The organism is Actinomadura soli, assembly GCF_005889715.1.
Lineage (GTDB): Bacteria > Actinomycetota > Actinomycetes > Streptosporangiales > Streptosporangiaceae > Spirillospora > Spirillospora soli.
Window position 1 is genome coordinate 20,233 of sequence record NZ_VCKW01000077.1, and the last position, 12,030, is coordinate 32,262.

A 12,030-nucleotide genomic window follows, 5' to 3' on the forward strand; every position below is an offset into this window, starting at 1 on the left:
CGGCTAGCGCGCCGTTTCGGTGGTGCCCGGGTCGGTGCGCTCCCATTCGAAGCCGCCCTCCGGACGGGGCCAGTTCAGCACCGTGGCCGCCGTCCGGCCGAGCATCCAGACCTTGTCCTCCTCGCTGAGGAAGTCGAGCGTGCACCGGACGTGGTCGAGGTTCTCCCGCCAGGTCGCGCCGCGCACCCGCGTCGTGTCCGAGGCCCACATGAGCCGCTGCGGCCCGTACGCGTCGTACACGCGGCGCAGCGTCGGGGTCAGCGACGGGTAGGGGTACGGCTCGGACGTGTAGTCGGGGATCGCGGAGTACTTCATGTAGACGTTCGGGTACTTCACCAGCGGGAAGATGTCGTCGATGTGCGCCCAGAGGTCCTGGGTGTCAGGGTCGCCGATGATCAGGCCCATGTGGTCGACGATCAGCCGGAGGTCGGGGTGGCGCTCCGCGATAGCGGCGACCTTGCGGACCTCGGGGCCGTAGATCAGCAGCATCAGCGGGATGCCGAGCCGTTCCGCGGCCTCCCAGAACCACGGGAACGTGTCGACGTCGATCCAGTCGCGTCCGCGGAAGTCGGGGTAGCTCATCCGGATGCCGCGCATCCACGGGTCGTCGAACCAGCGCTCGATGCGCTCCCGGTCCGGATCCCACAGGTTGAACCGGCCCATCACGCCGAACCGGCCCGGGTGCTCCGCGGCCCAGCCGAGCGCCGGGGTGTTGTCGTCCCCCGCCCAGATGGCCGGGACGATCGCCACGGCGTCGATGCCGAGCTCGTCCATCCTGGGCAGGATCTGCTTCGGCGTGGACTCCGGTTTCCCGGTGTAGGTCTCGCCGATGTCCGGCCAGGGCCGGTCCGGGGTGTCGGGCAGGAACATGTGGATCTGGGTGTCGAGAATGAACACGCCTCCCCCTCCTCAAGGTTGCCGGGCGGTCGTTCCGTTCGGCGGCGCCGCCCGTGGAATGAACGAGACGTGCCGGTACCAGAGCCGCCACGGCGTCGTCTTCCTGGTCCAGGAGGCGGGCCCCGGGGTCCAGGCATTCGACGCGATCAATGTGCGCAGCGTCGCGCGGGCCTGCGCGTCGGTGCCGTCCGCCTGCTCGTAGACGGCGAGGTAGCGCGGGCAGCCGGGGTCCGGATGCTCCAGTGCGCGCCGCACCTCGTACCTGGTCCCCCGGCTGAAGCCGCCGATGGCCGTCGCCTCCGGCATGTGGACGCCGGTGTAGAACTCGTCGAACTCGGCCAGCTCGTCGCCGGCGTCCGCGGGCGGGTCGATCCCGATGATGTAGATCGAACCTGGGGTGCCCGTCGAGGGCCCGGTCTCCGCGACCTTCTCGTAGACCACCCGCCAGCGATGGGTGAGCAGGTCCGGCCAGAGCGGCGGGTCGTCGCTGTAGGGGGGACGGGTCCCCCCGGGCGCGGTCGTTCCGGCGAGGTACTCGGCGATGGCCTGCTCGCTCTCGGCCTCGTAGGCCGCCAGGTACGCCCCGCCGAAGTCGCCCCGCTCGTCCGGCACCTGGAGGGCGTAGCGATGGGCCCCCACGAAGCCCGGATACCTCGCGAGGACCTCGGGGACGTGCGTCTCGTCGTAGAAGCGGTTGAACCGCGCGACGTCGGCCGGGTCCGAGCCGGCGAAGTCGAGGGCGATCCAGTACAGGAATCTGTTCGAGAAGGGTGCGTGCGCGCTCATCCGACGGCCTCCCACCGGCGTCCGCCCGGGGCCGTCATGCTCCCGAGGCTCGTTCTTCTTCCAGCTTGGCGATGGCCGCGAGCGCCGCCTCCTTCGCGGCGTCCACGTGGCACCGGGCGAGCTGGGCGGCGCGGTCGGCGTCCCGGTCGGTGATCGCCGCGACGAGGTCGAGATACTCCTGCGCGGATCTCTCCCGGCGCCCGGGAATGCTGAGCGACAGGCGGCGCAGCGCGTGGATGCGGGCGTGCAGCGGCGCGAGGGTGGCCTCCAGCAGGGCGTTTCGCGCCCCCGCCAGCAGCAGCTCGTCGACCCGGTGGATCGAGGAGAGCTGGTCGTCCTCGCTCTTGCCCGGCCGCGTGAGCTTGACCAGTTCGAGGACCTCGGCGTCCGTCGCGCGCTGGACGAAGAGCGACGCGGCCTCGGACTCCAGCGCCGCGCGCACCTCGTAGAGCTGCCGGACGTCGTCGCTCCCGAGCACTGCCACCCGCACGCCCCGCCGCCCCGACGTCTCGACGAGGCCCAGCGTCTGGAGATGGCGGACCGCCTCGCGGATCGAGGTCCGGCTCACGCCGGTGAGCTCCATGAGCTCGCGCTCGGTGAGCCGGCGGCCCGGGGACAGCGTGCCTTCGAGGATGGCCTCCCGGACCCTGCGCACGACGAGCTGCGGGACGGTCTCCGCAGGGCGGTCGATCCGCAGGTCCGGTCCGGGCTCCGACATGCTGACTCCTCGATTTTGTATGACGTAAGTTAGTCATACGCTTTGAACGGGGTCAACCTCCACGGAGCGCACCGGCACGGTAGCCCTACGCCTAAATCGCTGGTCAGACGCGGCCGCTGGGGACAACTCAGCACACCTTGTCCGGTTTAGATATTGACGTGGCATAGTACGTCTGCTTTGGTACGTCATACAAACTTGCCTAGTACGTCATACAAACTCGCCAGACTTGATCGGACAGAACGACCTTCTGTTCACCACGTTCGCGGAGCAAGGCACCCCAGGGCGCACCCACCGACCTCGTTCCCGGGCAAGAGCTCCCATCGCACCCGCACCAGCGTCTTCCCTAAGGAGGAAGGATGTTGAGTCGATTGGTTGGCAAGGGGCAGAGGAGCCGTCCCCGGGTACTCACGGCCGTGGTGGCCTCCGCCATGGTCGTCAGCCTCGCGGCGGCATGCTCCGGAGAGTCGTCCGAGGGATCGGGGGGCAGTTCCGGGGGGACGCTCCGTGTCGGCGTGGTCGCCAGCACGATCTCCACCCTCGACGCCTACTCCAACCTGAGGTCGCAGGACTTCTACGTCCGCAACGCGACCATGTTCGAGCCGCTCGCCCACCGGACGAAGGACGGCGGCTACCAGTGGGCGCTCGCCACCGGCATCACGCACAACAAGGACAACACGGAGTGGACCGTCAAGCTCCGCCCGAACGTCAAGTTCCATGACGGCACCCCGTTCGGCGCCGACGACGTCATCGCGGTCTTCCAGCGGGTCCTCGACAAGAAGAACGCGCTCATCGAGCGCAACTACATCGACTTCATGGACCCGAAGGGCATCGAGAAGGTCGACGACCTGACGGTGCGGTTCAAGCTGCCGAAGCCGTACGGGCCGTTCGAGTTCGCCGTCACCAACAGCAACATCATCTTCTACAAGAAGGGGTCCAAGCCGGAGCAGGCGATGGGGACGGGCCCGTTCAGCCTCGTCTCGTTCACCGCCGGGCGGGAGACGCTCGTCAAGAGGTACGACGGCTACTGGGGCACCAAGCCCAAGCTCGACCGGGTCAAGATCATCAGCTTCAAGACCGCGGAGGCCTCGACCAACGCGCTGATCGGCCGGCAGATCGACGCGAGCTCCAACATCCTCCAGACCTCGCTCCCGACGATCGAGAAGACGCCGGGCCTGAAGGTCATGAAGAGCGATGTGAACCTGAAGGTCTCCATCGGCATGCGCGCCGACACCCCGCCGTTCGACGACGTCCGCGTCCGCCAGGCGATGCGGCTGATCGTGAACCGCAAGCTCGCGCTCACCAACGCCTTCGACGGCCTCGGGGAGCTGGCGAACGACCACTCGGGCTTCGACCGCTGCCTGCCGGCCGTCCCCCAGCGGGAGCAGAACCTCGACCAGGCCAAGAAGCTGCTGGCGGACGCGGGCAAGTCGAACCTCACCATCGACCTGCGCACCGCTGCGAACAAGCCCGGCATGCTGCAGCTCGTCCAGATCCTGGCCGAGGAAGCCAAGAAGATCGGCGTGACCATCAAGGTGCAGAAGATGGAGCTGGGCGCCTACCTGGAGAAGTGGGGCGAGTGGCCGTTCTACACCGGCTACGACACGCGCCCCTACCTTGAGGGCGTGCCCGAGATGATCAGCGGCGACGCGGTGCTCAACCACAACCACTGGGACGACGCGGAGTTCAAGTCGCTGGCCAAGAAGCTCTACGCCACCGCCGACGCGCAGGAGCAGTGCGAGATCCAGAAGCAGATGAAGAAGATCGAGCACGAGCGCGGCGCGAGCATCCTCACCGCGACGAACCCCACGGTGAGCGTGTACTCCTCGAAGGTGAGCGGCCTCGTGCCGGAGTTCCCCTCGGGGAACCTGTACGACTTCACCAAGGTCAGCATGGATCAGTGAGCAGGTAGGGCGGACGACGGGCGGACACGTGGAACGGGATTGCTGCAATGGCCATTGAGACGACGACCGACAACGCGGTCAAGGCCGCCCCGACCCCGGGCCCCTCCCAGCGGTCCGCCCTGCCGTGGCTCATCGCCCGGCGTGCGCTGACGGGCCTGGTGACCCTGTGGTGCGTCTCCGTCATCGTCTTCGTGGCGACGCAGGCGATGCCCGGGGACGTCGCGCACATCATCCTCGGGCCGAGTGCGTCCGCCGAGCAGGTCGCCCAGCTGAACCAGAACCTGGGCCTCGATCAGCCGCTGCTCAGCCAGTACTGGAACTGGCTGAGCAGCGTGCTCACCGGCGACATGGGCGACTCGCTGGTCAGCGGGCAGCCGGTGTCCGAGCTGCTCGCCGAGCGGATCTTCAACTCCGCGACGCTGACCGCGATCGCGATGGTCCTCATCCTCCCGCTGTCCCTCCTGGTCGGCCTGCTCGCGGCCGTCTTCCGGGACAGGCTGCTCGACCGGTCCTACCTCGGCACCTCGCTCATCGTGACGGCGACGCCGGACTTCGTCATCGGCAGCCTCGTGATCGCCCTGTTCGGCACCGTCGTCTTCAAGGTCCTCCCCCCGGTCTCGCTGATCCCCCCGGGGGACGTGCCCTGGGAGCATCCGCGGCAGCTCGTGATGCCGCTCGCCGTCATGGTGCTCGTCGGGGTCACCTACCTCTCCCGCCTGGTGCGCGTCTCCTTCATCGACGTGCTGGAGAGCGAGTACGTGCAGCTCGCGATCATCAAGGGCCTGCCGATGCGGCGGATCCTGTTCCGGCACGCGCTGCCGAACGCGCTGGCGCCGAGCATCCCGGCGGCGAGCATCATGGCCGCGTTCACCATCGCGGGCTCGGTCGTGATCGAGTACCTGTTCGCGTATCCGGGCATCGGCTCGGCGCTCGTGGACGCCGTCGCCGGCCACGACCTGCCGATGATCCAGGCGATCATCATGCTCATGGCGGTCGCGTTCTTCTGCTTCAACCAGCTCGCCGACGTGCTCGGCACCCTGAACAAGTCCCGCTGATGACGAGTCCGCTGAAAGACGGTCCCGCGGAGACGCGTGCCCGCCGAAAGACGCCCGCCGAAAGACGAAGGAGCGTGCGGCCATGATCCGAACGCGACCCCGGGAGCAGGGGGCCCAGGCTCCGCCCAGCAATCTCACCCGCCGCGTCCTGACCTCCCGGCAGACCCGGCTCGGCCTGATCATGCTGCTGGGCATGATCCTCTTCACGATCGTCGGCCCCTTCCTCGCGCCGCACTCGCCGACCGCGGTCATCGCCAAGCCGTACGCGTCGCCGGGCGACGGGCTGCTGCTCGGCGCCGACTCGCTGGGCCGCGACATCGTCTCGCGCATCCTCAGCGGCGGGGTCAACCTGACCTGGATGGGCATCGCGGCCACGGCCGGCGGCGTGACGCTCGGCACCACCATCGGGCTGGTCGCGGCCTTCGCGGGCGGGATCGTCGACACGCTCCTCATGCGGGTCGTCGACGTGCTGCTGACCTTCCCGACGATCATCATGGCGATCCTGTTCGTCTCGATGGTCGGGCCGAGCCGGATCCTGCTGGTGATCCTGGTGGCGATCGGCCTCACGCCCGGGATGGCGCGGGTGATGCGCGGCGCGGCGCGTCCGGTGATGCGGCGCGAGCACGTCATGTGGGCGCGGACGATCGGGCTGCCGTCCCGCCACATCCTCATGCGGGAGGTGCTGCCGAGCGTGACGTCCCCGCTCATGGTGGAGATCGGGCTCAGGCTCATGTGGTCGGTCGTCGGGCTCGCCTCGCTGAGCTTCCTCGGCTTCGGCGTCCAGCCGCCCGCCGCCGACTGGGGGCTCATGGTCAGCGAGAACAAGGACGGCCTCGCCATCCAGCCGCTCGCCGTCATCATCCCCGCCGCCTGCGTCGCCCTGTTCACCATCGGGGGCAATCTGTTCGCCGAGGGCGCCGCGCGCGTGATCGGCCGCACCGAAGGGGCTCGTTCATGAAGGCGGTCGAGGTCACCGGGCTGACCGTCGCGCTCGACGACGGCAGCGTGATCGTCGACGACGTGTCCTTCGGCCTGGAGAGCGGCCAGGTCATGGGGCTCGTCGGCGAGTCGGGGTCGGGCAAGAGCACGGTCGCGCTCGCGCTGCTCGGCTTCGCCAAGCGCGGCGCGAACATCACCGGCGGCAAGGTCGTGGTCGGCGGCGTCGACCTGCTCGCGCTCGCCCCGAACGACCTGCGCGAGGCGCGCAAGAAGCTCATCGGCTTCGTGCCCCAGGATCCCGCGACGGCGCTCAACCCGGCGATGCGGATCGGCACCCAGCTGACCGAGGGGATGCTCGGCACCAAGAAGGACAACCTCCCGAGGATCCGCGAGGTCCTCGAAACCGTCGGCCTGCCCTCGGACGACGCGTTCCTGCGCCGCCACCCGCAGGAGCTCTCGGGCGGCCAGCAGCAGCGGGTGGCGATCGCCATGGCCGTGGCGAAGGGCCCGGAACTGATCGTCTTCGACGAGCCCACGACCGGCCTGGACGTCTCGACCCAGGCGCGGGTCCTGGAGATGGTCGCCCGCCTCTGCGCCGACAACGGCATGGCCGCCGTCTTCGTCTCGCACGACCTCGCGGTCGTCGGCACCGTCGGCGACCTGGTGACCGTGATGTACGCCGGGCAGATCCTGGAGACCGGGTCGCGCGAGGAGGTCCTGCTCTCCGCCGCGCACCCCTACTCCATCGCGCTGCTGGAGTCGGTGCCGTCGACGCGCCAGCGGTTGCCGCTCGTCTCCATCCCCGGCCGGGCGCCGGCGCCGGGGGCCGAGTTCGAGGGCTGCGTGTTCGCGGACCGCTGCGCGTTCGTGGAGGACCGCTGCCGCGAGTCCGCGCCCGCGCTGGTCGCCACGTCCACGGGCGGCGCGGCGCGCTGCGTCCGCGTCGACCACGTCCGGCGGAACCAGACGATGCTGGTCAAGGAGCCCCTGCACAGTGCCGAGGGCAGGGCGGAAGGCGACGCGTCCGTCCTCAGCGTGCGGAACCTGGACGCCTCCTACGGCCGGACGCAGGTCCTCTACGACATGTCCTTCGACGTCGCTCCCGGCGAGTGCCTGGCGGTCGTGGGCGAGTCGGGCAGCGGCAAGACGACCATGTCCCGCTGCCTGATCGGGCTCCACGAGGACCATTCCGGCACCTTCGTGATGGACGGCAAGCCGCTTCCGCCGCGCCTGCGAGACCGGTCCAAAGAGGTCAAGCAGCGGATGCAGTACGTCTTCCAGAACCCCTACGGCTCGCTGAACCCCCGCGAGACCGTCGCGACCGCGGTGATGGTGCCGCTGAAGCACTTCTACGGAGATCGGGGCAAGGCCGCCCGCGCCAAGGCCCAGGAGGCCCTGGAGCGCGTGGAGATCCCGTGGCGGCTCGCGGACCGCTACCCCGCCGAGCTGTCGGGCGGCCAGCGCCAGCGGGTGGCCATCGCCCGCGCTCTCGCCTGCGACCCTTCGCTGCTGATCTGCGACGAGGTCACCTCGGGCCTCGACGTCTCCGTCCAGGCTTCGGTGGTCGAGCTGCTCCGGACGCTCCAGGACGACGGCCTGAGCATGATCTTCATCACCCACAACCTCGCCGTCGTCCGCAGCATCGGCGACCGCGTCGTCGTCCTGAGCCAGGGCCGCGTCGTGGAGTCCGGGGCGGTCGAGTCGGTGCTCATCGACCCGCAACACCCCTACACCCGCGGCCTCCTGGCCGACACGCTGGAGGTGGACCGCCCCGACCCCGAGACGAGCGACCTCCCCGGATGACCTTCTACGTCCGGGTGGCGGCGACGGGCGGGCCGTAGATCTGGGGGCCCAGGGACTGGGCGCCGTCTGCGGTGAGGGTCGTGCCGGTTATGTAGGCGGCCCGGTCGCTGAGGAGGAGGCCGATCAGGTCACCGATCTCGGGGGCGGTGGCGAAGCGGTCCAGGGGGACGGACGACAGGACCCGGTCCCGGTCTTCTGGGGTGGCCCAGAGGGCGTTGCCCGCGCCGTCGGTTTCTGTGGGGCCGGGGGCTATGCAGTTGAGGCGGATGCCGTAGCGGGCCCACTCGACGGCCAAGGTTCGGGTCATCGCCACGACGCCTGCCTTCGCGGCGGCGCTGTGGACGGTGCCGGGGTGGCCCGTCCAGGCGTAGGTGGCGATCACGCTGACGATCGAGCCCGGACGGCCCGCGTCGATCAACCGGCGGGCCACGGCGGACGTGCAGTTCCAGGTGCCGTTGAGGACGATGTCGACCACCGCCCGCCAGCCGTTCGGTGACAGCTTCTCCGCCGGGGTGACGAAGTTGCCCGCGGCGTTGTTGACCAGGCCGTCGATCCGGCCGAAGCGGTCGAGGGTGGTCTCGACGGCGGCGTCCACGGCGTCCGGGTCGCGGACGTCGGCGGGGTGCGCCAGGGCGTCGCCGCCCTGGCGCTTCACCTCGTCGACGACCGTGTCCAGGGGCTCCTTGCGGCGTCCCAGCACGGTGACCGACGCACCCAGGCCGGCGAGATGGAGGGCGGTGGCCGCGCCTATGCCGGTGCCGCCTCCGGTGACCAGGTAGGCGCGGCCTGCCAGTGATTCCACTGCGTTCTCCTCGTGGTGCGTCGGGTCTCCGAAGTCAGGACTTCGCGAATTCCTGGAAGCGCTTCAGGACGGCGTCGCGGTTCTTCCCCCACCATTCGGCGTCCTGGAGGAACTGCACCTCGACGTTCTGGGGGTGCGACGGCAGCGTCTTCGCGAACTCCTTGTCCATCAGGTCGAGGGCCTTGGAGTTGGCCGGGCCGTTCGGGTACTTGCTCCAGACGCTCGCCTGGATGTCCGGGCGGACGGAGAACTCCATCAGCTTGAAGGCGTTCTCCTTGTTCGGCGCGCCCTTGACGACCGACCAGGCGGCGAGCTGGAACATGCCGCCGTTCCAGGTGAACTCGAGCGGCGCGCCCTTCTTCTTCAGCTCGCCGATGCGCCCGGAGAAGATGCTGGACGCACCGACCTGCTTGCTGACGAGCATCTGGCCCGGCTGGGCGCCGGACGTCCACCACTGCGGCACGTTCCGCTTGAGCTTGCCGAAGCTGCGGAACGCGCGGTCGACGTCGATCGGGTACACCGACTTCATGTCGACGCCGTCGCCGAGGACCGCGAACTCCATGTCCGGCGGGACGCCGTTGTCGGCGCCGCGCAGCGAGCGGCGGCCGGGGAACTTGCCGGTGTCCCAGAAGTCGCCCCAGCTCTCCATCTTCTTCCCGGCGCCGACGACCGAGGTGTTCCAGGCCATGACGATCGAGAACAGGTAGTAGGTGAGCCAGTTCTTGTCGACGTAGGTCGGGTCGATGCCGGGGATGTTGAGCAGCTTGTCCGGCAGCGGCTCGAAGTACTTGCGGCCGATCGGCAGGACCGTGCTGGGGCCGCCGGCGATCAGGTCCCATTCGATGTTGCCGGTCTCGACCATCGCCTTGATCTTGGCGGGGGTCGGCGGCCCGGCCACCACGACCTCGATTCCGGTCTCCTTGCTGAACGGCTCGAAGATGTACTTCTTCTCCGCCTCGACGAGGGCGCCGCCCCAGTCGGCGACGACGACCTTCTTGCTGCCGCCGCTCCCGCCGGAGCCGCCGCAGGCGCTGAGCAGCGGCGCGGCGGCGAGGCCGCCCGCCAGCAGGACGCCGCCGCGCAGGATGTCGCGGCGCAGGACGTCGTGGCGCGCGAGCGGGGAACTCTGTGATCTTCCGGGGATCTTCATGGCTATCGTCCTTCTTCGGGGTGGGGCGCGGGGATCAGGGTGGTGACCTCAGCGGAACATTCCTCGCTTGAGCAGGTTGCGGGCGATGATGATGCGCTGGATCTCGGACGTGCCTTCCCAGATCCGCTCGATGCGGGCGTTGCGGTAGGCGCGTTCGACGTACGTCTCGTTCATGTAGCCGGTGCCGCCGAAGATCTGCAGGACCCGGTCGGCGACCCGGCCGAGGGCCTCGGTGGCGAACAGCTTCGCGGTGGCGGCCTTGGCGTGGACGATCTTGGGCGCCGCGCCGCGGTCGGCCGCCCACGCCGCCTCGTAGGTCATCAGGCGGGACGCGTGCAGGTCGGTGGCGCAGTCGGCGAGCATGAACTGGATGGCCTGGTAGTCGGCGATCGGGCGGCCGAACTGGACGCGCTGCTTCGCCCACTCGATCCCGTCGTCGATGAGCCGGGCCATGGGGCCGAGGCAGCGCGCGGCCGTCATGATGCGTCCGTTGCTCAGCGCGCCGTGGCCGAGGCTGAAGCCGCGGCCGGGCTCGCCGAGCACGTTCGCCTCGGGAACGGCACAGTCGTCGAACACCAGCTCCGCCTGCCGGTAGCCGCGATGCCCCATCGTCTTGTGCAGTTGCCCGACGCCGAAGCCGGGGGTGCCCTTCTCGACCAGGAACGCGGTGATGCGGTCCTCGTCGCGGTCGGGGTGGGTGAGCGCGAAGACGATGGCGAAGTCGGCCGTGTCGCCGTGGCTGATGAAGCGCTTGCGGCCGTTGATGACCCAGGAGCCGTCGCGGAGCTCGGCGCGGGTGCGGATGCCCGCCGCGTCCGACCCGGTGTCGGGCTCGGTCAGCGCGAAGCACCACTGGACGTCCCCGCGGACGCACGGGATCAGGAACCGCTCGCGCTGCTCGTCGTTGCAGGCCAGCAGGACGCTCGGCGTGGTCGGCACGGTCTCGGCGACGCCGCCCGCCGCACGGAACAGCACCTCGGTGACGAGGACCTGGCTGAGGACGTCCATCCCGCCGCCGCCGATGTCCTCGGGCATGCCCATCGAGTTCAGCCCGATCGCGACGGCCCGCTCGCGGATGCGCCGCTCGACGTCCTCGGGGAGGCCGTCGTGCTCCTCGACGTGGTCCTCGTGCGGGATCAGCTCGGTCTCGGTGAACTTTCGGACCGTCTCGCGGAACTCCACGAGATGGTCGGGAATCGCGAAGTCCATCAGTTTCCTTTCGCGAGGACGATCAGCGCGTCGAGCGCCAGACAGCCGTCGGGGCGGCACAGCAGCGGGTTGACGTCGATCTCGGCGATCTCCGGGAAGTCGGCCAGCAGCCGCCCGACCTGGATCGCGGCGGCGGCGAGCGCGCCCGCGTCGGCGGGCTCGGCGCCGCGGAGCCCGCCGAGCAGGGCGCCGATCCTCAGCCGTCCGAGGACGGCCTTCACGTCGTCGGGGCCGAACGGCCAGAGCAGGGCCGCGGCGTCGTCCAGCAGCTCGGTGAGGACGCCGCCCGCGCCGATGACCACCAGCGACCCGGCGGCGTCGTTGCGCCCGCCGACGATCAGCTCGACGCCCGGCCCGGCCATGCGTTCGACCAGCACCTCGTTCGCCGTTCCGGTGCGCTCCTTGATCCGGTGGACGGCGTCGCGCAGCGCGTTCTCGTCCGCCAGGCCGACCTCGACGCCGCCGACGTCGGACTTGTGCGCGACCCCGGCGGCGTGGACCTTGCACACCACCGGATAGCCGATCCGCCCGGCGATCTTGGCGGCGGCGTCGGCGTCGGCGGCCACCTCGCCGGGCGGTGACGCCACGCCGTAGACCGACAGCAGGTGTTTCGCGTCGGCCTCGGACAACGTTCCGTCCCGGCCGGTCAGGATCTCGGCCGCGCGCCGCCGGATCTCCGGGCCGGTGGCGGGGGCGGGGACCGTCGCGCTCGCCGGTGGACGCGGCTCGCCGGCGAGCGCGACGGCGCGCGGGGCGGGGCGCGTCCCGGC

The 12,030-nt window shown here is 69.9% G+C and carries 11 protein-coding genes; 4 read left to right on the forward strand and 7 right to left on the reverse strand.

What is annotated here, in order from left to right; all coding sequences use genetic code 11:
• Positions 1–3: 3 nt before the first annotated feature.
• From ETD83_RS16965 to ETD83_RS16975, 3 genes are read right to left on the reverse strand one after another with little or no spacing between them, the layout of a single operon-like run.
• Positions 4–897, reverse strand: coding sequence for an amidohydrolase family protein (locus ETD83_RS16965; RefSeq protein WP_138646097.1), 894 nt, complete (start codon positions 895–897; stop codon positions 4–6).
• Positions 898–909: 12 nt separating this feature from the next.
• Positions 910–1,683, reverse strand: coding sequence for a DUF4286 family protein (locus tag ETD83_RS16970; protein WP_138646098.1), 774 nt, complete (start codon positions 1,681–1,683; stop codon positions 910–912).
• Between the two features lie 34 nt (positions 1,684–1,717).
• A complete protein-coding gene (locus ETD83_RS16975) occupies positions 1,718–2,401 on the reverse strand; it encodes a GntR family transcriptional regulator (RefSeq protein ID WP_138646099.1) in 684 nt (227 codons plus the stop codon).
• Between the two features lie 512 nt (positions 2,402–2,913).
• Between ETD83_RS16975 and ETD83_RS16980 the strand changes: the two genes are divergently transcribed.
• From ETD83_RS16980 to ETD83_RS16995, 4 genes are all read left to right on the forward strand, one after another.
• A complete protein-coding gene (locus tag ETD83_RS16980) occupies positions 2,914–4,302 on the forward strand; it encodes an ABC transporter substrate-binding protein (protein ID WP_171064258.1) in 1,389 nt (462 codons plus the stop codon).
• Between the two features lie 47 nt (positions 4,303–4,349).
• Positions 4,350–5,357 (forward strand): ABC transporter permease, encoded by a 1,008-nt coding sequence (locus ETD83_RS16985; protein ID WP_138646101.1) that lies wholly within the window; start codon positions 4,350–4,352, stop codon positions 5,355–5,357.
• Positions 5,358–5,439: 82 nt separating this feature from the next.
• Positions 5,440–6,315: an ABC transporter permease gene (locus ETD83_RS16990; RefSeq protein WP_138646102.1), complete on the forward strand. Its 876-nt coding sequence runs from the start codon at positions 5,440–5,442 to the stop codon at positions 6,313–6,315.
• The gene (locus ETD83_RS16995; RefSeq protein ID WP_138646103.1) at positions 6,312–8,099 is read left to right on the forward strand and encodes an ABC transporter ATP-binding protein; all 1,788 of its coding nucleotides are present in this window, start codon (positions 6,312–6,314) and stop codon (positions 8,097–8,099) included. The genes ETD83_RS16990 and ETD83_RS16995 overlap by 4 nt, the downstream gene beginning before the upstream one ends.
• 4 nt (positions 8,100–8,103) lie before the next feature.
• Here the strand turns inward: ETD83_RS16995 and ETD83_RS17000 are convergent, their stop codons facing one another.
• The 4 genes from ETD83_RS17000 to ETD83_RS17015 all read right to left on the reverse strand — a co-directional run.
• The gene (locus ETD83_RS17000; protein WP_138646104.1) at positions 8,104–8,901 is read right to left on the reverse strand and encodes an SDR family oxidoreductase; all 798 of its coding nucleotides are present in this window, start codon (positions 8,899–8,901) and stop codon (positions 8,104–8,106) included.
• A gap of 34 nt (positions 8,902–8,935) precedes the next feature.
• Entirely contained in the window at positions 8,936–10,051 is a 1,116-nt protein-coding gene (locus ETD83_RS17005; protein ID WP_138646105.1) for an ABC transporter substrate-binding protein, read from the reverse strand.
• A gap of 48 nt (positions 10,052–10,099) precedes the next feature.
• Positions 10,100–11,260, reverse strand: a complete 1,161-nt coding sequence (locus tag ETD83_RS17010) for an acyl-CoA dehydrogenase family protein (protein ID WP_138646106.1) — start codon at positions 11,258–11,260, stop codon at positions 10,100–10,102.
• Positions 11,260–12,030: acetate--CoA ligase family protein (locus ETD83_RS17015; RefSeq protein ID WP_171064260.1), on the reverse strand; the 771-nt coding region annotated here is incomplete at its 5' end. The genes ETD83_RS17010 and ETD83_RS17015, both read right to left, overlap by 1 nt.